The organism is Clostridioides sp. ZZV14-6387, from assembly GCF_020657835.1.
GTDB classification, from domain to species: domain Bacteria; phylum Bacillota; class Clostridia; order Peptostreptococcales; family Peptostreptococcaceae; genus Clostridioides; species Clostridioides difficile_A.
Window position 1 is genome coordinate 16,485 of sequence record NZ_JAGWCW010000028.1, and the last position, 25,762, is coordinate 42,246.

20 protein-coding genes are annotated in these 25,762 nt (G+C 28.0%); 15 read left to right on the forward strand and 5 right to left on the reverse strand.

Features of this window, described 5'->3' with window-relative positions:
• Nucleotides 1-487: 487 nt before the first annotated feature.
• The 3 genes from KGF38_RS15755 to KGF38_RS15765 form a co-directional block, all read right to left on the reverse strand.
• Nucleotides 488-1,525 carry an ABC transporter substrate-binding protein gene (locus KGF38_RS15755; RefSeq protein WP_054269497.1) on the reverse strand — a complete coding sequence of 346 codons (1,038 nt, stop codon included), beginning with the start codon at nucleotides 1,523-1,525 and terminating at the stop codon, nucleotides 488-490.
• A gap of 95 nt (nucleotides 1,526-1,620) precedes the next feature.
• Nucleotides 1,621-2,376, reverse strand: a complete 756-nt coding sequence (locus tag KGF38_RS15760) for an ABC transporter ATP-binding protein (protein ID WP_054269498.1) — start codon at nucleotides 2,374-2,376, stop codon at nucleotides 1,621-1,623.
• A complete protein-coding gene (locus KGF38_RS15765) occupies nucleotides 2,363-3,265 on the reverse strand; it encodes an ABC transporter permease (RefSeq protein WP_075050854.1) in 903 nt (300 codons plus the stop codon). Before KGF38_RS15765 ends, KGF38_RS15760 begins: the two co-directional genes overlap by 14 nt.
• Before the next feature lie 764 nt (nucleotides 3,266-4,029).
• Here KGF38_RS15765 and KGF38_RS15770 point away from each other — a divergent pair.
• The 11 genes from KGF38_RS15770 (at nucleotide 4,030) to KGF38_RS15820 (ending at nucleotide 19,412) form a co-directional block, all read left to right on the forward strand.
• Nucleotides 4,030-5,616, forward strand: a complete 1,587-nt coding sequence (locus tag KGF38_RS15770; protein WP_074178287.1) for a bifunctional ADP-dependent NAD(P)H-hydrate dehydratase/NAD(P)H-hydrate epimerase — start codon at nucleotides 4,030-4,032, stop codon at nucleotides 5,614-5,616.
• Nucleotides 5,617-5,797: 181 nt separating this feature from the next.
• Nucleotides 5,798-6,244: an NfeD family protein gene (locus tag KGF38_RS15775; protein ID WP_054269500.1), complete on the forward strand. Its 447-nt coding sequence runs from the start codon at nucleotides 5,798-5,800 to the stop codon at nucleotides 6,242-6,244.
• Between the two features lie 20 nt (nucleotides 6,245-6,264).
• On the forward strand, nucleotides 6,265-7,308 hold the full coding sequence (locus KGF38_RS15780; RefSeq protein WP_054269501.1) for an SPFH domain-containing protein: 1,044 nt from the start codon (nucleotides 6,265-6,267) through the stop codon (nucleotides 7,306-7,308).
• A 771-nt stretch (nucleotides 7,309-8,079) separates the two neighbouring features.
• Nucleotides 8,080-9,240, forward strand: a complete 1,161-nt coding sequence (locus KGF38_RS15785; protein WP_054269502.1) for a glucose-1-phosphate adenylyltransferase — start codon at nucleotides 8,080-8,082, stop codon at nucleotides 9,238-9,240.
• Between the two features lies 1 nt (nucleotide 9,241).
• Entirely contained in the window at nucleotides 9,242-10,372 is a 1,131-nt protein-coding gene (gene glgD, locus KGF38_RS15790) for a glucose-1-phosphate adenylyltransferase subunit GlgD (RefSeq protein WP_054269503.1), read from the forward strand.
• Nucleotides 10,373-10,400: 28 nt separating this feature from the next.
• On the forward strand, nucleotides 10,401-11,843 hold the full coding sequence (gene glgA / locus KGF38_RS15795) for a glycogen synthase GlgA (protein WP_074178286.1): 1,443 nt from the start codon (nucleotides 10,401-10,403) through the stop codon (nucleotides 11,841-11,843).
• A 13-nt stretch (nucleotides 11,844-11,856) separates the two neighbouring features.
• On the forward strand, nucleotides 11,857-14,277 hold the full coding sequence (locus tag KGF38_RS15800) for a glycogen/starch/alpha-glucan phosphorylase (RefSeq protein ID WP_167640072.1): 2,421 nt from the start codon (nucleotides 11,857-11,859) through the stop codon (nucleotides 14,275-14,277).
• Nucleotides 14,278-14,281: 4 nt separating this feature from the next.
• Complete coding sequence (locus KGF38_RS15805) at nucleotides 14,282-16,147, forward strand: glycoside hydrolase family 13 protein (RefSeq protein ID WP_054269506.1); 1,866 nt, start codon at nucleotides 14,282-14,284, stop codon at nucleotides 16,145-16,147.
• 240 nt (nucleotides 16,148-16,387) lie between these two features.
• On the forward strand, nucleotides 16,388-17,026 hold the full coding sequence (locus tag KGF38_RS15810; protein ID WP_074178284.1) for a GntR family transcriptional regulator: 639 nt from the start codon (nucleotides 16,388-16,390) through the stop codon (nucleotides 17,024-17,026).
• A gap of 189 nt (nucleotides 17,027-17,215) precedes the next feature.
• Nucleotides 17,216-18,010: a MerR family transcriptional regulator gene (locus tag KGF38_RS15815; protein WP_227832530.1), complete on the forward strand. Its 795-nt coding sequence runs from the start codon at nucleotides 17,216-17,218 to the stop codon at nucleotides 18,008-18,010.
• A 97-nt stretch (nucleotides 18,011-18,107) separates the two neighbouring features.
• Complete coding sequence (locus KGF38_RS15820) at nucleotides 18,108-19,412, forward strand: MATE family efflux transporter (protein WP_074178282.1); 1,305 nt, start codon at nucleotides 18,108-18,110, stop codon at nucleotides 19,410-19,412.
• 146 nt (nucleotides 19,413-19,558) lie between these two features.
• Here KGF38_RS15820 and KGF38_RS15825 read toward each other — a convergent pair whose 3' ends face one another.
• Together KGF38_RS15825 and KGF38_RS15830 are read right to left on the reverse strand one after the other, a co-directional pair.
• Nucleotides 19,559-20,890 carry an MATE family efflux transporter gene (locus KGF38_RS15825; protein WP_074178281.1) on the reverse strand — a complete coding sequence of 444 codons (1,332 nt, stop codon included), beginning with the start codon at nucleotides 20,888-20,890 and terminating at the stop codon, nucleotides 19,559-19,561.
• On the reverse strand, nucleotides 20,883-21,317 hold the full coding sequence (locus KGF38_RS15830) for a MarR family winged helix-turn-helix transcriptional regulator (protein ID WP_054269511.1): 435 nt from the start codon (nucleotides 21,315-21,317) through the stop codon (nucleotides 20,883-20,885). Before KGF38_RS15830 ends, KGF38_RS15825 begins: the two co-directional genes overlap by 8 nt.
• 657 nt (nucleotides 21,318-21,974) lie before the next feature.
• Here KGF38_RS15830 and KGF38_RS15835 point away from each other — a divergent pair.
• The 4 genes from KGF38_RS15835 to speB are packed head-to-tail and all read left to right on the forward strand — an operon-like array spanning nucleotide 21,975 to nucleotide 25,677.
• Complete coding sequence (locus KGF38_RS15835) at nucleotides 21,975-23,450, forward strand: aminotransferase class I/II-fold pyridoxal phosphate-dependent enzyme (protein ID WP_074178280.1); 1,476 nt, start codon at nucleotides 21,975-21,977, stop codon at nucleotides 23,448-23,450.
• Between the two features lie 58 nt (nucleotides 23,451-23,508).
• A complete protein-coding gene (speD, locus tag KGF38_RS15840) occupies nucleotides 23,509-23,922 on the forward strand; it encodes an adenosylmethionine decarboxylase (protein WP_054269513.1) in 414 nt (137 codons plus the stop codon).
• A 35-nt stretch (nucleotides 23,923-23,957) separates the two neighbouring features.
• Nucleotides 23,958-24,809, forward strand: a complete 852-nt coding sequence (gene speE / locus KGF38_RS15845) for a polyamine aminopropyltransferase (protein ID WP_054269514.1) — start codon at nucleotides 23,958-23,960, stop codon at nucleotides 24,807-24,809.
• The gene (gene speB, locus KGF38_RS15850) at nucleotides 24,799-25,677 is read left to right on the forward strand and encodes an agmatinase (RefSeq protein ID WP_054269515.1); all 879 of its coding nucleotides are present in this window, start codon (nucleotides 24,799-24,801) and stop codon (nucleotides 25,675-25,677) included. Before speE ends, speB begins: the two co-directional genes overlap by 11 nt.
• Nucleotides 25,678-25,762 lie beyond the last annotated feature (85 nt).

Genomic DNA, 25,762 nt, shown 5'->3' on the forward strand with positions numbered 1-25,762 from the left:
TCTCCCTTTTAATATTTTAATTAGTCAGAAAATTATATGTATTCTCGACTTGTTATAAATTATAAATTATACAATAATAAAAGTCAACTGCTAAATTTAATTAAAATACTAAATAATGTATACTTATATAACTTTCAAATTAATGTGATATTTGGAAAAAACGTTATCCTGATATTTTGTTGACATGGAAAAATTGTGAAAATATTTACTAAACATAGAGTCTATATGCACATAAATTCATACTATTTTATAAAAAAAAGCTGTCTAAAGAATATTAAAATCCTTTTGGACAGCTCAAGTTGTGATTAGAAAGTTATATAACTTTCATAATCAGTCGTCAGTATAGACGACTTTTATGGAAAATGAATAACTTTATATGCAATATTTGAATTGCTGAAATAAGCACAATTTTCAAAGGGTTAGGGTGGATAAGAGTACTTATTATATAAAGTTTTCATATTACCTACTTTGTTAAATTTAATAAGTATTATTCTGCAGATTTTGTATTTTCATCTGACTTTATATACTTTATATTATCGGCTGATAACTTTTGCATGTCAAGTGCTTTTAGTGTATCTTCATTAATTATTATTTCAGTTTCATCTAACATAGTAACTGGGATATCTCCAATAGATTTCCCTTCTAATACTTCAATAGCAAGTTCTCCAGCCTTATATCCTAGCTTTTCATAGTCTATTCCACAACAAGCTAAAGCACCAGAAGATACAGAACCTTCTTCAGAAGCTATTATAGGAATTTTGTTCTCATTAGCAACTTTAGCAACTATTGGCATAGAAGAAACTATTAAATTGTCAGTAGGAACATATAAGACATCTATCTTACCAACTAAGCTAGAAATAGCTTGATTAACTTCACTTGAAGAGCTGATTCCTTTTTCAACAACTTCATAATTATTTTTCTTAGCGTAATCATGTAGAGAATCAACTTGGATTTTTGAATTAACTTCACTAGTATTGTATATAACACCTATTCTTTTTGCTTTTGGAGTTAATGTTTTAACTAATTCCAATGTTTTATCAATAGAAAGGTAGTCTGATGTACCAGAAACATTCCCGCCTGGCTTTTCAATAGATTTAACAAGTCCAGCTTCTATAGGGTCTGTAACAGCAGTCATAATTATAGGTATATCTTTAGTAGCATTATAAGCTGCCTGAGCAGATGGAGTAGATATAGCATATATCAAATCTTTTTTATCAGATACAAATTTACTTGCAATACTTTGTGTAGTAGGCATATCGTTTTGTGCATTTTGGAAGTCTATTTTTATATTATCTCCATCCTTATAGCCTTTGTCTTCAAGTGCTTTTATGAATCCTTTTTTTGCTTTATCTAGAGATGGATGTTCTACTAATTGAGTTATACCTATATTTTTTTGTTTTTTGTTATCGGCTTTATCCTTTTCGTTTGAAGTACTAGAGCCATCATTTTGAGAACAACCAGTAAGCATTGATACACCAAGTACTCCTGCTATAATTAAACTTAATATTTTTTTACTTTTTATCATTTTATTTTCCTCCCTCAAATTTAATAATTATATTTGTTCATATATTCATATAAAAGATTATAAGTATACTTGATTAAGACTAAGTTTTTTATTTTTTAAACTGCATATTCGAATTTTTCTAAGATTTCTTCAACTGTTAATTGTTCTTTTTCCTTATCTCTTACATCTAAAACAACTTCGCCTTTATGAAGCATTATCAATCTATCACCATATTGAAGAGCATGCTTTAAATTGTGAGTTACCATAAGTGTAGTTATATTTTTTTCTCTTACTATCTTGTCTGTTAGCCCTATAACTTCATTTGATGTTTTAGGGTCAAGTGCTGCTGTATGTTCATCTAACAGAAGAACTTTAGGATTTGCTAGACTAGACATAATTAATGATAGTGACTGTCTTTGACCTCCTGAAAGATATTGTACTTTGATATCTAAATATTTTTTTAAGTCTAAAGAAATTCCTTCAAGCAAGTGTTCTAAGTCATTCGTTTTATGACGAAGACACTTTCTTAGGTTTAATAATTTACCTTTATTAAGAGCTAAAGATAAGTTTTCTCTAACTGTCATAGAAGGACAAGTTCCAAGGCTTGGGTCTTGAAAAACTCTACTTACTATCTGAGTCCTTTTGTATTCTGCTAAATTTGTTATAGCAGTATTATCTAAAGTAATTTCTCCAGAAGATTCTTTTATAAGTCCAGATATTATGTTTAGTAAAGTAGATTTACCAGTTCCATTACTACCTATGATACTTACAAATTCACCATCTTCTATATCAATTGATAAATTTTCAAATATAGTATTAGGTTGACCATATGGATTAGGGAAACTTTTTGAAAGATTTTTAATTTGTAACATCTATAACACCTCTTTTTTCTGATTTATTTTTGGTACTAGCTTTGTGGTTGTTTTTTTTTAGTGAAATATTTAAGTTACCAGTAGCTAAGAAAGCAATTATAACTATTGCAGTTATAAGTTTTAAGTCGGTTGATAACATTCCTAAACTCATTGCAAAGTATATAGTGAATTGGTATATAAAAGAGCCAACGATTATTGCAGTAGTATCTTTAATAAAAGTGAATTTTTTAAATAAAGTAATACCAATTATTATAGATGCAATTCCAAGAACCAAAGTTCCTATACCCATATTTACATCTGAGAATCCTAAGAACTGAGCCATAAGGCTACCAGATAAAGCTATAAGTCCATTTGAAATCATAAGTCCTAGTATCTTTATAGAGCCGATATTTATACCCAAAGATTTAATCATTTGAGAGTTATCACCAACACCTTTTAAAGTGTATCCAAGACCTGTTTTTAAGAATAAGTCTAAGAAGACTTTACAAATAAAAACGAATACTAAGGCTAAAACTATAGGAGATACCTCTCCATTGAATAAGTGCTTGAAACTAAATAGAGGGATGTTTGATTTTCCCATTATTCTTAAATTGATAGAGTATAGCATTCCCATAACTAAAATACCAGAAAGTAAGTTAGAAATCTTAAACTTAATGTGAAGAATTCCAGTAACAAGACCAGCAGTGCAACCACATAAGATAGCCATTAGTGTTGCCATTACAGGGGAAATACCATTAGTAAGAGAAAATGCTACGATAGAAGCACCCATTGTGTAACTACCATCAGCAGACATATCTGGAAAATCTAAGATTTTGTAAGTTATATAAACCCCCAGTGCCATAATCGATAAAATTAAACTTTGCGTCATTACAGATATAATACCTGACATAAATAAAACACCCCTTTGAAAATATTTTTTAAATAATTTTTTAAATTTAATTTGAAAATTGAGTTTTAATATAAAAAAACCACACAGTATATATAACTGTATGGCAAAAACACGAATGAGCCACACAGTATAATCCATGTGGCTCTATATTATGATGATAAAATAAAAACTTTAACAACAATTACTATAGCCAACACAGATACAATCCTTAAAAATCATAATCCTAAGGGGTTTGTATCTATGTCATGACAATTTGTCTTAACTTAGCTACAAACCCTAACTAAATTGGCTATTAAAAAATCGTACTTGTTTGTTTAATAAAGTCTTCATGTTTATCTCTCCTTTTAATTTAATAATTTTGAAAATTTTGTTTTCTATTTTGTATAGTAATTAGTTTAATACAGTAAAAAATAAAAGTCAACTATAAATTTAAGAAAATCATTAAATTATCAGAAAATTTGATTTAAATAAAAAAAATTTTATGTGTGGAATATAGCAATATTCTTAATTATTATTTTCTAAATAAAAATAAAAAATATTTGGATGATTAGTTCAAATAGGCTTTAAACCAACATAATAACTCAAATTATGTGATATAATAAAATTAAATAATTATTTTAATTCAAAATTTTTTGTTATTTTAGATTACTTTAAAATTTTAGTTTTAGTAATTTTATTATGATATTTATGATATTAAAAAGACTTCAATAGATATTTATCTGTGAATATTTAGGAAGTCTTTAACTTTATAGGAGTGATGATTTATGCTGATAGGTACATCTGATTTAAGTAAAAACGTTGATGCTGCATGTGTGACAGAGTTGGGAATCCCAATGATTGTATTAATGGAAAATGCCGTGATATCTGCAATGAAAAATATGGATATAGATATATATAATAGCTATGTGGTTGTATGTGGTGTTGGTAATAATGGTGGAGATGGTCTTGGGATAGCAAGACATTTAAATACAAAAGGAAAAGATGTAGAAGTATTTTTAATAGGAAATCTTGAAAAGTTAAGTGAATGTTCTAAAATAAACTACAATATACTTTTAAATATGGGTATTAATATTATAAATATTAATAAAAGTGATTTAATTGAAAAAGATGATGAAAATATAAATAAAAATAAAGTTGATAAAATCATTAAGAATGAAAAGGGAAATATTATAAAAAATAAAAATTTAACAATGCTTAAAGAAGCAATATCTAAAAGTGATGTTGTAGTAGATGCTATATTTGGGACTGGATTAAAAAGAGATATAACTGGTATTTTTAAAGAAGTAATCGACATGGTAAATGATAATAGTAAAAAGACATATTCTATAGATGTTCCATCTGGTATAAATAGTGATAAAGGAAATGTGTTAGGAACTTGTATTAAAGCAAATAAGACAATTAGTTTTGAGTTTTATAAAAGAGGTTTTTTAAACTATGACACTAGTTCACTTATAGGTAATGTAATTGTAGAAAAAATAGGTGTTCCAGATTTTATTACAAAAAAATACCATGAAGACGAGTTCATAACTGATGAGAATTTTGTGAAAAATAATATTAGAATAAGAGATGTACATGGTTTTAAAAGTGATTTTGGAAAAGTATCTATAGTTGCAGGTTCAAAAGGATTTTATGGTGCAAGTTTTATAGCAACTGAATCTGCTGTTAAGAGTGGAAGTGGACTTGTAATATTGATTAGTGAAGAAGATGTACAAAACAAGGCATCTATTAGGCTTACAGAAGCGATGACTGTAAATTTTGAAGAAGAAAGATTGAATAAAATATTAAGTTCTAGTAATGCAATTGGTTTTGGTCCAGGAATGGGAGATAGTCATCAGACATTTGATAAATTGCTCAAAACAGTGGAAGGTTCTAATTGTCCAATTGTATTAGATGCTGACGGATTAAATGTTATGAAAGATAGATGTTATAGATTTTTAGAGTGGGAAAATAAATTCGTGATTACACCTCATCTGGGAGAAATGGCCAGGTTGACAGGAGACTCAATTGGGTATATAAGAGAACATAGGGTAGATGTAGCAAAAGAATTTGCTCAAAAATATAATGTAGTTGTACTTTTAAAAGGTTATCAAACTGTCATAACAGATGGCAAAAAAACATATATAAATCCTACAGGAAACAGTTGTATGGCAACTGGAGGAATGGGAGACTGTCTTCTTGGCATGATTACTTCATTTATAGGTCAAGGTGTGGATGTATTTGAAGCTACAGTCATGGGAGCATATATACATGGTTATATAGGAGATAAATTAAGCAAGAAAATGTATACAGTAACTGCAACGGATTTAATAAGTAACATTTCGTTAACAATGAAGGAGTTTTTGCTTATCTAGTGAATGATATTTGATACTACTTTGTAACAACTTTAACAAAGTATGTTGATATAATACTATTAAATTAATTTAAAATTAATTTATTTTATTGGTTTATGGTTTAAATTTACATTTAAAAGCATTGTATAAACATAATATTTATATAGGGTTTTATAATTCATATGAAAAGAGGGAAGATAGTATGAAATTAATATGGTTGATAGTAGCAATCTTATTTGGAATAGCAGAAATGTTGACACCAAGTTTAACTCTGATATGGTTTAGTGTAGGAGCTGTAGTACTTATATTTTTAAGTAGCTTTGTAGAGAGTATATTCTTACAGATTCTAATTTTTGCAGTAATCTCTATAACTATGTTGGTTGTAGCTACTAAAAAAATAGTAAAGAAAGATAAAGGTTATAAGTCTAACACTAATTTACAAGCGATGATGTCTAAAAAAGGTGTTGTTACAGAAGAGATTTCTCCAAATAGCACAGGTTTAGTTGTAGTTGAACATGAAACATGGACTGCTATTTCTATAGATGGTGAAAAGATAGAAAAAGATTCTACAGTAGAAGTATTGAAAATAGAAGGGGTAAAACTAGTTGTTAAAAAAGTAAACTCTACAACTAGTGTGACAAATCAATAGAATAAAGGAGGATTTATAGTATGGGTATTAAAATTGTTTTAAGTATTGTATTAATAGTAGTAGTTGTAGCAATAAGTTTAACTTGTATAAGAGTTATAAAACAATCTAAAGTAGGTATAATAATGAGACTTGGAAAGTTTCAGAAAGTAGCTGATACAGGTGTACATTTCTTAATACCATTTTTAGATCAGATGGCATATGTAATTGATTTGAGAGAAATTGTAATAGATTTCCCACCTCAACCAGTTATAACTAAGGATAATGTAACTATGCAGATTGATACAGTTGTATATTATAAAGTTACAGACCCAGTTAGATATGTGTTTGAAATAGCAAATCCAATAGCTGCTATTGAAAACTTAACAGCTACAACATTAAGAAATATAATTGGTGAACTTGACTTAGATGAAACATTAACATCAAGAGATATAATAAACGTAAAAATGAGAACTATCCTAGATGAAGCAACAGATAAATGGGGAATAAAAGTAAATAGAGTAGAGTTAAAGAATATAATGCCTCCTCATGATATTCAAGTTGCGATGGAAAAACAAATGAGAGCAGAAAGAGAAAGAAGAGAAGCGATACTTCAAGCAGAAGGTAACAAATCAGCTGCGATATTACAAGCAGAAGGAGAAAAACAATCTGCTATACTAACAGCAGAAGCTAGAAAAGAAGCTATGGTACGTGTAGCAGAAGGAGAAAAAGAATCTGCTATCTTGGTTGCAGAAGGTGAAGCTGAAGCTATAAGACAAACAGCTATTGCTAAAGCACAAGGTGAAGCTGAAATGATAAAAAGAACTCAAGTTGCAACAGCAGAAGGTTTAAAATTAGTATTTTCAGCAATGAAAGAGTCTGATATTGACAATAATATTTTAGCATTAAAATCTATGGAAGCACTTGAAAAAATGGCTGAAGGTAAGTCAACAAAACTAGTTTTACCTTCAGAAGCAGTTAACTTCTTAGGAACATTTAAAGGAATAAAAGAAGTTATGAGTGATGATAACAAAGATATGTTAGATGTAAAAGAAGTTTTAGATAATAATGATTCATTAAAAAAATAAAAGAGTTTTGTTATCACAGGAAGGAAATGGAAATTAAAGGTCGAATTAATTAAATATAGTATAAAAATGCACGTTGAAAAGAAGAAGACTTATAGCTTTTTAAGTCTTCTTCTTTGTTTTTATTTAAAAAATAATATTATAAAAATAAATTAACAGAATTTTTATACAATTTATTCTTTACTAATATAAAAAGTGTTATATAATAATATATAAAACATGTAGGTAATGAGAATGATTTTAATTAATCTATTTATATCATTAGCACACATAATTATAAAAATAGCAACATTACTATTAATAAAACTAATAACCTAATTGTAACTTTATAATTTACTGTTTAGATGATGTCAAAAAAGTGTTAATGAAAAAAAGGTTAACTATTGATTATTTAAAATTTTTTGGATAATTATTTAACAAATTTATAATTATATTTTATTATCATGCATTTAATAAATAAAAAAATAAGTATATCTATTATGGTATAAAATATTCATAAAAAATGTTTCTTATATTTGTTAAATAAAATTTGTATTATTTTTTAACTGAGAATTGAATATTAATAAATACTATGGTGTTTATGGAAAATAATGTATACGTCAACAAGCATATTATGGGGTATACATTATATCAATTGTATAGTTGATATTATTTTATTTTTATTAAAGTATCATTTGAGCAAAATTTATACACAACATTTATTGACTGATAGAGTTTATAAAAGTAAAAATGCAATTATAAATATTAATTACTAGATGAGGGGAGTGTCATTAAATGAAAAAAGAGATGTTAGCTATGATTTTGGCAGGAGGGCAAGGTTCAAGGCTAGGCGTTTTTACAAAAAGAATTGCCAAACCAGCAGTGTCATTTGGAGGCAAGTATAGAATTATCGATTTTGTGTTAAGTAATTGTTCAAACTCTGGTATCGATACAGTCGGTGTTTTAACTCAATATAGACCGTTGATATTAAATTCACATATAGGTATGGGAAGTCATTGGGATTTGGACAGAATAAATGGTGGTGTATATGTTTTGCAACCATTTATGAATGAAAAAGAAGGTAATTGGTATAATGGTACAGCACATGCAATATATCAAAATATGGATTTTGTAGATACTTATAATCCAGAATATGTATTAATACTATCAGGTGACCATATATATAAAATGGATTATAGTAAGATGTTAAAATTTCATAAAGAAAAAGGCTCTAAAGCCACAATAGCAGTAATTGAAGTCCCTTGGGATGAGGCTTCTAGATTTGGAATAATGAATACAAATGAAGATTCAAGTATCTATGAATTTGAAGAAAAACCAAGTGAACCAAAGAGCAATTTAGCATCTATGGGAGTATACATATTTGATTGGAAGATGTTGAGAAGTTATTTTAAAGAAGCAGAAAAAAATTCAGAAGTAAATTATGATGATTTTGGAAAGAATTTAATACCTAAAATGTTAGAAGATAATGTTGGAATGTATGCTTATCCATTTAAAGGTTATTGGAGAGATGTAGGAACTATACAAAGTTTATGGGATGCTAATATGGATATAATAAAATCTCCAGAAACTCTTGATTTAGCAGACCCTAAATGGAAAATATATACAAATACTATGGCAATGCCTCCACAATATATAGGTAAAAATGCAAATGTTCATAGATCAATGATAGCAGATGGTTGTAGGATTTTAGGTGAAGTTGGTAATTCTGTATTATCACATGGAGTTGTTGTTGGTAAAGGAAGTAAGGTAATTGATTCAGTAATAATGCCAAATGTTGTAATAGGTGAAAATGTAACTATAGAAAAAGCTATGATAGGTGAGTGTGCAACAATAAATGATAATGTCCAGATAAAAAATGTAAATAATGAAATAAATGTAGTTTCTGAATACGAAAATATTGAACCTAGATGCGTATTAATAGAAGGAGGTCTTTAAGATGAGAAATGAATGTTTAGGCATAATAAATTTAAACAAAAAAGGAGACCCAGCAATAAACAAGCTTAACTATGGAAGGCCAATAGCATCTACTCCAGTAGCTGGAAGATATAGAATAATAGATTTTGCTTTATCTAATATGATAAATTCAGGAATCACTAAAGTTGGAATATTCGCAAAGGAAAAATACAGATCATTGACAGACCATATAGGCAGTGGTAAAGATTGGGATTTAAGTAGAAAAAAAGGTGGATTATCAATTTTTAGTCCAGAAAATACTAAGTATAGAAATACTTATTCACATAGAGAAGGTGATATATACACTATCTTAGCTAATCTAGATTATATAGAAAAGAGTGAAGAAGAATATATTTTAATAGCACCTAGTTATATGCTATGCAACTTGGATTATTCTAAAGCATTGGAGTATCATAAAAAATCTCATAATGATATAACTATAATATATAAAAATGTAAATAATGCAAATAAAGATTTTGCTGGTAATTTAACTTTGAATTTGGATAGTAACAATAGAGTAATAAATGTTGGAAATAATTTAGGTAAATTCCCTAGAGCTAATATATGTATGGAAACTTATATTATGAAACGTGAAGATTTTGTAGAGTGTATATATAATATTGTAAATAAAGGCAATTATTGTTATCTAGAAGAATTCATTATTGAAGAAGCAGAAAATATGAAAGTAGGAGCTTATGAGTATACAGGATATCTGAAATGTGTAAATTCTGTCGAATCTTATTTTGAAATGAGTAAAGATTTATTAAATTTAGAAATTGCTGATGAATTATTGTATTCTGAAAGAAAGATATTTACAAAAGAAAAGAATGAATCGCCTACAATTTATACAGATAGTGCCAAGGTAGAAAATAGCTTTATAGCATCAGGTTGTCTAATTGAAGGTACTGTAAAAGATAGTATCATATTTAGAAAGGTCAATGTTGAAAAAGGAACAGTTATAGAGAACTCAATAGTAATGCAAAATTGTGTAATAAAATCAAATGCAAAATTATATAATGCAATATTAGATAAAAATACAAATATATCAAATGGAAAAGAATTAAGAGGAGATGAAAAATATCCTCTTGTAGTAGAAAAGAATACAAACATATAAATATATTTTTTAGAAGGGGGAATGACTAGTGAAGGTTTTTTATGTAACAGCAGAGTGTTGGCCCTTTGCAAAAACTGGAGGATTAGGGGATGTATCTTATGCATTACCTAAAGAATTAAAAAAAGAAGGCGTAGATGTAAGGGTTATAATGCCTAAATATTCAACTATACCAAGTTATTTAAAAGATCAACTAAAAGAGATAGCTGTGTTTAGTGTACGTGTTGGATGGAGAAATCAATATTGTGGACTTTTAGAAATGGAATTGGATGGTGTCAAATTTTACTTTATAGATAATGAATTTTATTTTAGAAGAGAAGACGAAAGAAAGAGTATATATGGATATGGAGATGATGCAGAAAGGTATACTTTCTTTACAGATGCTGTTTTAGAAGCTATAAGTAGAATTGATTTTTATCCAGATGTAATACATATAAATGATTGGCATACAGGAATGTTACCATTGATTTTAAAAGAGAGATATGCAACCCTTGAGGGGTATAAAAATATAAAAACTATGTATACTATACATAATCTGCAATATCAAGGTGTGTTTGATAAATTTGTTTTAGATGATATATTGGACTTACCTCAAAAATACTTTGATAATGGGGATATAGAATATTATGGCTCAATAAATTTTATGAAAGCTGGAATAAATTTTGCAGATAAAATTATAACTGTTAGTCCTACTTATGCAAATGAAATACAAACATCATTTTATGGTGAACAATTGGATGGTTTGCTTAGAAAAGAATCAGGAAAATTAAAAGGAATATTAAATGGTATAGACTATGACTTAAATGACCCTGCAAAAGATGAAGATATATTTGTTCATTATGATGTAGAGTCTATTGATAAGAAGATAGAAAATAAATTGAGACTACAAGACCTTTTAGGGTTGAAAAAAGATTCATCTATTCCATTAATAGGGATAGTTTCAAGATTAGTTTCTCAAAAAGGATTTGATTTAATAGCGTATATGATGCCTGAACTTATGAGAGAAGATTTACAAATTGTTGTTTTAGGAACAGGAGAACATCAATATCAATCAATGTTCAATTATTATGATTCTAATTTTTCTGATAAAGTATCAGCTAGAATTACTTTTAATACATCATTGGCTCAACAGATATATGCTGCAAGTGATATATTCTTAATGCCATCATTATTTGAGCCTTGTGGTATAGGACAAATGTTAGCTATGAGATATGGTTCTTTGCCAATAGTTAGAGAGACTGGAGGGCTTAAGGATACTGTAATGCCTTACAATAAATTTACTGGTGAAGGCAATGGATTTAGTTTTAAAAATTACAATGCTCATGAGATGTTTTTCTGTTTGAAAAATGCAATCAAAGTATTTAAAGATAAAGAAGAATGGACTAAATTAGTTGAAAATGCAATGAAAACAGATAATAGTTGGAAAAAATCAGCTAAGGAGTATATAGAAACATATAGAGACATATGTGATTAAAGGAGTGGTTTTTTTGGTAACAATAAGCAAAAAAAAATTCAAGCAAAAATTTGAAGTGAAAATGTATAGCTTATATGCACAGTCTATCAAGGAAGCTACTAATGAACAATTGTTAAACGTATTATGTAGTTTATTGAAAGATGAAATAGCAAAAAAGTGGGTTGCAACAAAGTTAGACAAGAAAAAGGAAGTTTATTATTTTAGTCTTGAATTTTTAATAGGAAGACAATTAAAATCAAACTTACTAAATTTGAATATTGAAGAAGAAGTTAGAGAAGGCTTATCTGAATTAGGAATTAACTTGGATGATTTAGTTGAAGCTGAAGTAGACCCAGCCTTAGGAAATGGAGGTCTTGGTAGATTAGCTGCTTGCTTTTTAGATTCTATGGCATCCTTGAATATAAGTGGTCAAGGGTATGGAATAAGATATAAATACGGTTTGTTTGAACAAAAATTTGTAAATGGTTATCAGGTAGAAGTACCTGATAACTGGCTTACAGAAGGACGATATGCTTGGGAAACTGTAAGGCCAAATGAAGCAGCAATGGTGAAGTTTGGTGGAGAGGTAGAATTAGTTAAGGAAGGTAGTCATTTAAAAGTAATGCATAAGAATTACCTTCCTGTAATGGCAATGCCTTATGATATACCAATAATTGGGTATCAAAATCAATGTATAAATACTTTAAGATTGTTTAAAAGTGAGATACCAAAGAGAGATTTTGGTGAACTTACTTCAAACGCTCTAAATTATTCTGGTAGCTATGAAGAGGCTTTAAAACATAAGTATTATACTGAGGAAATATCACAGGTACTATATCCAGATGATTCAAATTATGCAGGAAAGTTATTGAGATTAAAACAAGAATACTTTTTTGTAAGTGCAGGGATACAAGATATAATAAGAAAATATAAAAAGAACAAACTGGATATTAGCAATTTATGCGATAAGGTAGCAATTCATATAAATGATACACACCCTACCTTATGTATACCAGAACTTATGAGAATTCTGCTTGATGAAGAAAACTTATCTTGGGATGAGGCATGGGAAATAACTAAAAAAACAGTATCTTATACTAATCATACTATAATGTCAGAAGCAATGGAAAAATGGCCTGTAGGTATGATGAAAGAGCTATTACCAAGAATTTATATGATAATAGAAGAAATAAATAGAAGATATGTAGAGGAATTAAATAATAAAGGATATGACCAAGATAGAATAAATAGAATGAGTATAATAAGCTGGGATAACATCAACATGGCAAATTTATGTATTGTTACAAGTCACAGTGTAAATGGAGTTGCTAAGCTTCATACTCAAATTCTTAAAACAGAGGTATTGAAAGATTTCTACCAAGATGAGCCAAATAAATTTAATAATAAGACTAATGGAATTGCACATAGGCGATGGCTTATAAGTTCAAATCCTGAACTTAGCAATTTAATTACAGATTTAATTGGTGATTCATGGAAGAAAGATACTTTACAGTTAAAGAATATTGAAAAATTTAAAAATGATTCTTCTGTTTTACAGAGACTTGATGATATAAAATATAATAATAAAGCAAATTTAGCAAAACTTATAAAAGATAAATACGATTTAAATATCGACCCAAATTCAATATTTGATGTTCAAGTTAAGAGATTACATGCTTATAAGAGACAGTTGTTGAATATATTTAATGTACTTCATATGTATCATGAGTTACTTGATAATCCTAATTTAAATATTGACCCGAGAACTTTTATATTTGGTGCAAAAGCTGCACCAGGATATTATTTAGCTAAATGTATAATCAAATTTATAAATTCTGTTGCAAGTACTATAAACAATGATGTCAGAGTAAGGGACAAGTTAAAAGTAGTGTTTTTAGAGAATTATGGAGTATCATTAGCAGAGATAATAATACCAGCAGCAAATGTTAGTGAACAAATATCAACTACAACAAAGGAAGCATCAGGAACAAGTAATATGAAGTTTATGATGAATGGTGCTATAACTTTGGCTACACTAGATGGCGCAAATGTAGAGATATGTGAACAAGTAGGAAAAGAAAATATGTTTTTATTTGGACTTAGTGCAGAGCAAGTATTGAATTATAATAAGTATGGTGGATATTCTTCACTTGACTTATACCATTCTAATATGAATATAAAAAGGGTAGTAGATGATTTAATAAATGGATTTATTCCTAATCTAGGTGAAGAAGGAAGAAGCATTTATAATTCACTTACCACTTACAATGATGAATATTTTGTATTGAGAGATTTTGAGAATTATGGTGAAGCTCAAGCTGATATAAACAGGTTATATAGAGATAAAGAAAAATGGAATACAATGTCTTTAGTTAATATAGCTAACTCAGGATTTTTCTCCTCAGATAGAACAATTTCTGAATACGCAAAAGACATTTGGTTTAAAAGGGTGTGATTAGATGCAAGATATAATAGAATATAACTCTTGGGATAAAAATTTTAAGGCTCCATTTGGAGCTTTAAAATTTGATGAGGGATTGACTATTTATGTTAAAGTAAATGAAGGATATAATGTCGATTCTATTTCCCTAGAAATAAATAAAGAAGAAGAAATGAGAACAATAACTTTAAATGAAGAATTAAGTAATGATAAACTTGGAAAGTGTTTCTGTTGCAAGATGGAAAACTTTGAAGAGACAGGTGTTTATTTTTATTATTTTAAAGTTGATGTTGAAGTGGATGGCAATAAAAAAACTGTATTTTATGGAAAGAATAGAGAAAATGGATATTCTTGTGAGTATGACTACAATGATATAAATAAATATCAAATCACTGTTTATAAAGATTTTAAAGTACCAACATGGTATAAAGAAGGAATACTTTATCATATATTTGTAGACCGATTTAATAATGGCAATCGAAATGGTAAAATTGACAATCCTAAAAAGAATAGCTTTATATATGGGAATTGGGAAGATATACCTATGTACATAAAAGACAGCAAAGGTGATATTATAAGGTGGGACTTTCATGGTGGTAATTTGAGAGGGATAATCAACAAACTTGGATATCTAAAAAAACTAGGAGTAAGTATACTATATTTAAGCCCTATATTTGAAGCATCTAGTAATCATAAGTATGATACAGGTGATTATAAAAAGATTGACCCAATGTTTGGAGATGAAGAGACATTTAAAGAGCTTATTAATAAAGCAAAAGAAAAAGATATGTCAATAGTATTAGATGGTGTTTTTAGCCATACTGGAGCAGATAGTAAATATTTTAATATGTATGGAAACTATAATAGCCTAGGAGCATATCAATCGAAAGAGTCTCCATATTATCCATGGTACATGTTTGAAGACTTTCCTCAAAAGTACAAAAGTTGGTGGGATGTTAAGACATTACCAAATATAAATGAACTAGAAGATAGCTATATGGACTATATAATATATGACAAAGATAGTGTTATAAATAAGTGGATAGATATGGGTGTTAAAGGTTGGAGGTTAGATGTTGCAGATGAACTACCAACTAAGTTTATAAGAGAGTTAAAAAAGGAACTAAAAAAAGCTGACGATGATTCAATTCTTATAGGAGAAGTCTGGGAAGATGCGTCAAATAAGATTAGTTATGGTCAAAGAAGAAGTTATCTATTGGGTGAAGAATTGGATTCTGTTATGGGGTATCCTTTTAGAAATAATATGTTTTCTTTTTTAAAAGGAGAAATTAAATCATATGAACTTTGCAATAGATATATGCAGATTAAGGAAAATTATCCAAAAGAATCATTTAAGTCTAATTTAAATTTAATTGGCACACATGATGTTACAAGAGCTAAAACTGAATTGAATTATGATGTGGATTTAGTGAAGCTTGCAGTAGCTGTACAGATGACCTTTGAAGGTGTACCATATATATACTATGGAGATGAAGCAGGTCTTTGTGGAGGTGTTGACCCAGATAATAGAAGAACATATCCATGGAAAAATGAAGATGAAGATATGCTTAGTTTCTATAAGGATATTATAAAAATTAGAAATAAAAATACACTTTTAAGCTCAGGAGATACAGACTTTATATATACAGAAAATAATTCTGTGTTTGCTTTTATTAGGTTTAATGAAAATAATGATAGAGTATTAATTTTGGTAAATAGAAGTGAGAGTACTGAAAGAATATCATTAAATATAGATGGTAGTTTTATTGAAGAAATACCAATAAAGTATAGCCCTAAGAATGTAAATAATACTACACAAATTGAAAATAATGAATTGAGAATTGATTTAGGAGCAAAATCATTTGGCATTTTTAGAATAAATTAAATACTTGATTTAAAAAATAAAGAAAAAGTAAAAATGTAGAAAAAATTTTGATAAATCAAAACTTTTTCTACATTTTTTGTTTAAATTACTATAAGAATTTTAGTATTTCAAAATATTACAAACAAGTATAAAAAATATGATAATTGTGATATTATATAAATGAGTAAGGTAAAACTGAACCTCTCTACCAAAGTTGGCGGGAGATTTAACTTTTATAATCTTAATATGGAGGAACGTCTTATGAAGGTAGATCCACTTACAACTCAAGTATATGACTATATATCAAAAAAAATCCAAAATGGAGAGTATGAAGCTAATCAGAGAATTACTGAATCTGAGATTTGTAACTCTATAGGAGTTAGTAGAACACCAGCAAGGGAAGCACTAACGAGGTTGGCGGGTGAAAATTTACTAGAAAAGATACCTAATAAAGGATTTGTTGTAAAAGAATTTCAAGAAAAGGAAAAACTAGACACCTATTCTGTAATTGGAGTATTGGATGCTTTAGCAGGTTCTTCAGCAGTACAAAATTTAACTGAATCAGACTTAATAAAAATGGAAGAATTAACAGAAATGATGACTATATCTATAAAGTATAAAAATTACAGTAACTATTTAAAATTAAGTAATGAATTTCACGATATATACATAGCTAAATCAGAAAATCAAGTGTTAATAAATCTATTGAATTCTTTAAGATATAATTTTATGTCAAAGTCATATACTAGTAATAATGAAGATGAGTTATATAAAATGTTGACATACAGTAATAATCAACATATTGAAGTAGTAAAATTTATGAAAGAGAATGATTTAGAAAATGTTGAAAGAATTCTGAGGGAACATTGGAAAACGATACCTGTATCGGATATGGAATAAAGAGGAGCTTTATAAAGCTTCTCTTTATTTTTTTATATATATTTATGTTTTTTGTTAATTATTAATAAAAAAAATATGAATAAAATTAATTAAAAATAAAATTAATTTTATGTTGCTGTTTGCATAAGAATATAGTATTATTTTAATGCAAAATATAAAGGGGGAGATTATATAAAAACATATTTTTCAATAGGTGAAGTATCTAAGCTTTTTGGATTATCAATAAAAACTCTGAGATACTATGATAAAATAGGTATACTAAAACCAGCATATGTAAATCAAGAAAATAAATATAGATATTATTCAAGAGAGCAGTTTATGAGTATAGATGTAATTAAGTACTGCAAGATTATGGGAATGACTCTTGAAGATATAAAAAAATTGATTGATTCAGATGGTTCAATAAAATCTATGTTGAATACAATTAATGAGCAGAAAAAAATGATAGAAAATAAAATAAAAGAATTGTCAGATGTAAAAAAATATTTAAATGATATAGAATCTAATGTAAATGAATTATTGGAATATGGTTTAAATCAGGTATTTGTAAAATACAATAAAGAAAGAAAAGTAAGTGTTTATAAATGTGATTCAAAAGATGAAGTTGAGTTTGAGATGTATCTTAGACATGTCATCTTACATGTTCAGGACAAATACAACGATGTCTATCCTATAATCTCAGGGAGTATTTCTTATGAAAAAGTAATTAAAGAAAGAGATACATTATTATATGATAACATAGTTGATTTTACAAGAAGAGACAATTATGAAAATGAATATATTTTGCCAGAAGGAGAATATCTAACTATATTATATGATGATAATTGGAATAAAGCTTATGATTATTATCAAAAAATAATAGATTATGCTAAGGATAACAATATAGAAATTGTTGGTGATTTTAATGAAATATGGATACTCTCTAGAGTAGACTCAGATTCAAAAGAAAAGACATTAGTTCAGTTAGAAATAAGAAAAAAATAGTATACAAAAAAACTTGACTCTCCCCTCAGAGGATATATTAATATTTTATATAGTGGAATAATAATTATCATAATAATATATAGAGGGGTGATTTATAATGATAAAAAAATTTTTAGAATATGCCATACCATCAGCTCTTGCTATGTTTGTATCATCATTTAATACTATATTAGATGGAATATTTTTGGGGAAAGGACTAGGTGATGTAGCACTTACAGCTGTTAGTATAGTGGTGCCTCTTGTTATGGTGTTTTTAGGGTTATCTAGTTTAATGGCAGTTGGAGGAGGAGCATTAGTATCAAAAAACTTTGGTTCTGGAGATGATGAAAGGGCTATAAATATATTTAGGCAAGTTATAAAAGTTTTAATATTGGGTAGTGTATCTCTTACAATATTTTGTATACTTTTTTCAAATAATATTGTTAGATTTATGGGAGCAACTGAAAGCTTGGTTGGATTATCTGCTGAGTACTTAACCTTTTATGCTGTTTTTTGTCTTCCAAATTTACTAGGACTTGTTTTCTGTAGCTTTTTAAGAAATGATGGAAGACCAAAACTTGCAATGATAGCAACTTTGTCAGGGACAATTTTTCATATAGCTTTGAATTATATATTTATATTTAAACTTGGATTTGGTATAAAGAGTGCAGCAATTGCAAGTGGATTAGGTCAGTTATCAACACTAATGATAATGCTACCTCATTTTGTATTTAAGAAAGGTAAATTGTCCTTTGGAATAGCTAAAATAGAAAAAGATGTTTTAAAAGAATTGTTTGCAATAGGGTTCCCTTCATTTTTTGCAGAGTGTGCTTTTTCAATAATAATACTTGCACATAATATAGTTTTAACAAGAGTGGTTGGAGATGTAGGTCTTTCAGCTTATGCTGTAGTGAACTATATAACTACAAATATTTATAATCTTCTAATGGGAATAACTTTGGGTGTTCAGCCACTTATAAGCTATAATTTTGGTTCTAAAGAGACTAATAAAATGTTAAGTTATTATAGTATGGCAACGAAGATGAGTATTTTTGTGTCTGTAATATTTACAATAGTATGCTTCTTGTTTGGAAGAGAGATTATAAAAATATTTACAGGTGATGAAGAGATTATTTTAATGGCATACGTTGCACTTAATATGGCTAATATAGCTTACCTCATGATTGGAAAAAATTTAACAACAACTATGTATTATCAAGCAATAGAAATGCCAATACATTCTAATGTTATAGGGGCTTTGCGTTCAATTTTACTTTTACCTATTATATTGATTATTTTTTCTAAGTTATTTGGAGCAAATGGAATATGGGTAAGTATGGCTATTTCAGAGCTTTTAACAGTTTTGATTATGAGTAAAGCAGTGAATATAAAGGAATGCACAAAAAATGCTATAAGTTTATAGCATTTAATATTATAAATTATATAAGTAAGAGTTGTCTTAAAGCTGACTTTTTTAATCAAGTTTCAAGTTCAACTCTTTTATATTTTTTATAAAAAATTTCCTCATTCATACAACACTCAACAGGAATGTATTATTTGATGATATATTTAAAGATAAGTATAGGTATCTTTTTTCTTAAATATATAAAATACTGCCACAATGAATCCAAGAACTTCTGCTGCAGGAACTGCCATCCAAACACCAAATTCTCCAAATATATTAGGAAGAATAAGAATAGCACCTACAATAAAAATGAAAGTTCTTGAAAATGATATAATGGCTGAGGTCTTTCCGTCTGAAAATGCAGTAAACATTGCAGAAGTAAAAACTCCTAATCCCATAACAATAAAAGATAGAGAGTAAATAGAAAATCCATGAAGTGTAATATCATAAACACTACTATTTACTGGAGTGAAAATTGTGATTGCTTCTGTTACTGTCAAATGAATCAAAAAGTTTGTTAATACTGTACTTATAAGCAAAAAAATAATACTGTTTTTAAATATACTCTGTAACTGCTCTTTGTCATCATTTCCATATTTGAAACTTATGACAGGTGCAATTCCATTAGAATATCCAAAATAAAGAGCAGTGAATATATATTGAAAATAAAGTATGATTGTAATGGAAGCTACACCATCTTCTCCATAAAATTTTAATAGAACATAATTAAACAAAAAAGTTGTTACAGCATTTGCTAAATTTGTTACCATCTCAGATGAACCGTTTGTACAAGCTTTTATAAGTACTTGCCAATCCATTTTAGGTTTTACAAAGCATAATGAATTTTTTTTAGATGTAAAGAAAAATAACAAGCCCACAATTGCAGGAATACAATAACTTATTCCTGTAGCAATTGCTGCACCATTTATACCTAGATTCAAGGGTGCCATAAAAATATAATCTAAGACAATATTTGTAATACCAGCTAATAAAGTAACAGCTAATCCTAATTTTGGTTTTCCTACTGTAACAAAGAATGTTTGAAAAGCCGTTTGAAGAAAGAAAGCAGGAGCAAATGAAAATATAATTTTTGCATAAGAGATAGTTAAGGGAGACTGAATGGGACTTACACCTAAAAGTAAAATAATTTCATCAATGAAAACATTCCCTAGAATCGCAATCAAAATTCCTATTAAAACCTCTATAGCGATTAAAAAACTAAGATTTTCCTGTGCCTCTTTTTGTTTACCTTCACCTAATTTTCTTGCAATTATTGCACTACCACCAGTTGCAATCATAATTGCGATTGCCATTTCAAAGCATATTGCAGGATAAAACATATTAACAGCAGATAAAGCAGTCGTGCCAATTAATCGTGATACAAACATTCCATCAACAATAATATACATAGATAAACTAATCATCATCACAATGTTAGGTATTGCAAATTGTAATAATGAACAAAAGGAAAACTTTTTAGCCAAAACATTATCCATTATTGATTTCCTCCTTGAGTAATTCATAATATTTTGTGTTACTTACAATTAGCTGATTTATCAATTCTTCACCTAATTCTTCCATTACATTTTCTTCCATTTGAAGTAATGGCTTTAATATCTCGCAAGCGAAATCACTTCCTTTAGGTGTAAATGTAATCAATCGTTCCCTTTTATTTTCTTCATTTGGGGTAATTAAAATATAACCTTTTTTTTCAAAATCAAATAAAATTCCATGAACTGTTTGTTTAGGTAAAGCCCACCAATCACATATTTGTTTTTGAGTGCATGTCTTAAAATCATACAAGGTATATAGAACAAGCAAAGAATTGTAATTCAATTTATTCTTTTTCGCCCATATCCTATATAAATCCAATGTACTGCTTAAAGCAGAGTTTACAAGTCTAATTTGTTTTCTAATATCCATAATATCCTCCTAATAGTACTAATCGGTACTTTATGTAGTATAGTACTGATTAGTACTATTGTCAATAAGAAATAAAAAGAAACAAAAAATATCTTCCTTAACTATTTGCCATTCTAAATAAGGTTGTTTTGTTATATCAAGAAACTTTTATTCTTTGTAAATCTTTATTTTGTATCTGGTTTTATTTATAAAAATAGAATTTATTTCATCAAATAAAAAAAATTTAATAAATTTTAACAGAAAATAAAAATACAAAAATAGGAAATTTATTTAGTCTAACTAAACCAGAAATTTTGACATATGAAATCAGAATAATATAAAAGTTTAGTAATAAAATACTTACAACTTAAAAATATTAAACTCAAAAGCTTTGTAAATCTCAAAAAAATAGAAATGATAAAAAAATAAAAAACAAAAAAGTTTATAAATACTAATTTTTAAAAAAATTAATATAAACAACGAAAAATAAAAAAGTTTATAAATATTGATATGACTAATGTTTGGGTTTTTGTATAAAACAAAAAAAACACTTGTAAAAGTAGCGGAATGTTAATATAATAAATATCATGAGTTTAATAAAAGTAAAAATAAAAAATAGAAATAATAAATAAGAATACAATAATTATTTGAATATAGAGAGGAGATGAATTCAAAATCATGGATAGTGAGTTCGCAAATGCAGTTGAATTGAGCTATGAATGTGCTCCATTATTAGAGTCTTTAAAGGAATACTCAGAAAAAGATATAGCTTGCTTTGATGTGCCTGGACATGTAAAAAATAGAGGTGTAGATATATTAAATAAATATCTAGGTGAAAATCTCATGAAAATGGATATAAATTCATCACCAACTATGGACAATGTATCTGCTCCAAATGGGGTTATAAAAAATGCACAAGATTTGTTAGCGCAAGCATATATGGCTGATGAAGCATTCTTTATAACTAATGGTACAACTCAGGCAATACATGCAATGATTTTGAGTGTGATAAAACCAGGTGAAAAAGTATTACTTCCAAGGAATATACATAAATCAGTGATAAATGCATTAATACTCTGTGGAGGAATACCAATATTTATACAGCCAGAATTTGATGAGAAATTAGGCATAAGTTTAAATATTACTCTTAAAAAAATTAAAGTGGAGATAGAAAGAAATCGTAATATAAAAGCATTATTTTTTCTTAATCCAACTTATTATGGAGTTTGTGCTGATATTGAAAATATCATAGAGCTATGTCATAAAAATAATATTTTGGTGCTAGTGGATGAAGCTCATGGAGCTCATTTTCCATTTCATTTAGATTTGCCTCCCTCTGCAATAGGACTAGGAGCTGATATGGTAGCTGTAAGCATACATAAAACAGGAGGTGCATTGACACAGTCTTCAGCACTTTTGCTTAATAGAGGCAATGTAAAATTTGAAAAAGTTCTTCAATCAATAAATATGTTACAGTCAACATCAGCATCTTATTTACTTATGGCAAGTATAGATGGTGCTAGAGCAAACCTAGTTGAAAATGGAGAAAAACAATTATCAAAAGCACTAAATTTATCCAGGTATGCAAAATCAAGATTAAACAAAATTGATGGAATAAAAGTTTTATCTACTGAAATATTAAAACAAAAAGGTGTCAAATTTATAGATGAAACAAAACTATGTATAAACGTGAAAGAATTAAATTTAACTGGATTTGAAGTCTATGACTTATTATATAAAAATTTTTCGATTCAAGTAGAATTAGGAGATTCGTACAATATTCTTGCACTTGTATCTATTGGAACGAATAAGTCTGATATTGATAGATTAGTAAAAGCACTCTCTATAATTGCAAAGGTCTATAGAAAAGAATCTGCATTAAATGAGTTTAATATGGTTCAAATAAATCCTATTATTAAACTTAATCCTAGAGAAGCTTTTTATGCACCGAAAGAAAGTGTAGAACTTGATTTGTGTATAGATAGAGTTTGTGGAGAATCAATAATGGCATATCCACCAGGGATACCAATTGTTGCTCCAGGAGAATTGATAACAAAAGAAATTATGGAATATATTATTTTCTTAAAAAATAGCAATGTATATCTAACTGATGTGCAAGATAAAAACTTAGATAGAATACTTGTAATAAAATAAATTGCTTTATTTAGAAAAGATAAGAATAGATTAAATATGTAGAGGAGTTGGGATTGAAATGAAATTTGAAACACTAGGAAGACATATACTAGTAGAATATTATAATTGTGATGAGAATGTACTTAAAGACCCACATCTTATAGAAAATTTTATGAATGATTCAGCATTAAATGCAAAAGCTACAATCGTTGATTCTGTATTTCACCATTTTAATCCTTGGGGGGTTTCAGGTGCTGTTATAATTGCAGAATCTCATTTAACAATACATACTTGGCCTGAGTATGGTTATGCAGCAGCAGATTTTTTTACTTGTGGTGATATAGACCCATGGAAAAGTTTTGAATTGTTAGAACAACTTTTAAAATCAGAAAGAAGTGAGTCTACAGAAATTCCAAGAGGTCTGACTACAAAAATAAAAAAATATTCAAAAAAAGATTTAGGGAAAATTACTCATAAGCCAGAAGCAGTATAAATACAAAATATATAGGAGAAAGTGAGGATTATTATATGGAGCTTTGGTATACAGAAGAATGGACAGAAAATGTAAGATTTTCTATAAAAGTAAATAAACATTTATTTGAGGGGAAGTCTCAATTTCAGAGAATAGATGTATTTGATAGTGATGAATTTGGAAAGTTTCTAACAATAGATGGGTTAATGATGGTAACAGATAAAGATGAATTTATATACCATGAGATGATAACTCATGTTCCTATGTCTACAAATTTAAACATAAAAAAAGTATTAGTAATAGGTGGGGGTGATGGCGGAACTGTAAGAGAATTAAGCCGTTATCCACAAATAGAAAAGATTGATATGGTTGAAATAGATAAAATGGTTGTAGATGTATCTAAAGAGTATATGGATATATGCTCATGCAAATTAGATGATGAAAGAGTTAATTTATATTTTGAAGATGGTGTTAATTTTGTTAAATGTGCCTCTGATAAATCTTATGATTTAATAATAGTAGATTCAACTGACCCAATAGGACCAGGAGAAGGTCTTTTTTCAACTGATTTTTATAGAGATTGTCATAGAATACTGAGTGATGATGGAATTTTAGTAAATCAAAGTGAAAGTCCTTATTTTGATTTTAATGCTAGGGAAATGAAAAGAGCTAATAAGAAGTTAAAAGAAATATTTCCAATATCTGAAGTCTATCAAGCACATATACCAACATACCCATCTGGTCATTGGTTGTTTGGTTTTGCTTCTAAAAAATTTAGTCCAATAGAAAATCAAGATAGGGATGGATGGGAAAAATTAAATTTAAAAACTAAATATTATAATAGTAATATACACTTAGGTTCGTTTATGTTACCTCAATATGTAAAGGAGATGTTAGATGAACAATAATTTCTATCACATGAATACTTTTATGAGTATGGACAAAAATTATGAAGAATCTAATCTTATAGTATTTGGTGTTGGATTCGATGGAACTACTTCAAATAGACCAGGAGCTAGATTTGCAAGTGGTTCTATGAGAAAAGAATTTTATGGCCTTGAAACATATAGTCCGTTTTTAGATTTGGACTTGGAAGATTACAATATATGTGATTATGGAGACTTAGAAATAAGTGTAGGAAGTACAGAAAAGGTATTAGAAGAAATATATATAGAAACATCTAAGATTGTTAGAGATTCAAAAGTTCCATTTATGATTGGAGGAGAGCATTTAGTTACACTACCAGCTTTTAAAGCAGTGTATGAAAAGTATAATGACATATATGTAATTCATTTTGATGCTCATGCAGATTTAAGAGAAGAGTATAATAATAGCAAAAATTCTCATGCAACAGTAATTAAAAGGGTATGGGATGTTGTAGGAGATAATAAAATATTTCAATTTGGTATAAGGTCTGGCACAAAAGAAGAATTTAAGTTTGCGACAGAACAAAAGCATACATATATGGAAATTGGAGGAATAAACACCTTTGAAAATATAATTAATATGTTGAATGGAAAGAATGTTTATTTAACTATAGATTTAGATATACTAGATGCATCTGTATTTCCAGGAACAGGTACACCAGAACCTGGTGGTATAAATTATAGAGAATTTCAAGAAGTTTTTAGAATCATAAAAAACTCTAATATAAATATCGTTGGTTGTGATATTGTAGAGTTAAGTCCTGATTATGATATTACAGGTGTATCAACAGTTATAGCCTGTAAAATATTGAGAGAGTTATGCTTAGTGATATCTGATAAAATTAAATAGAGTAGTTTTTAATAGTAATATATTATAATAAAAGAAGTTATTTTAAAAAGATGTTTTGAATTGTCTTTTTTAAAGTAACTTCTTG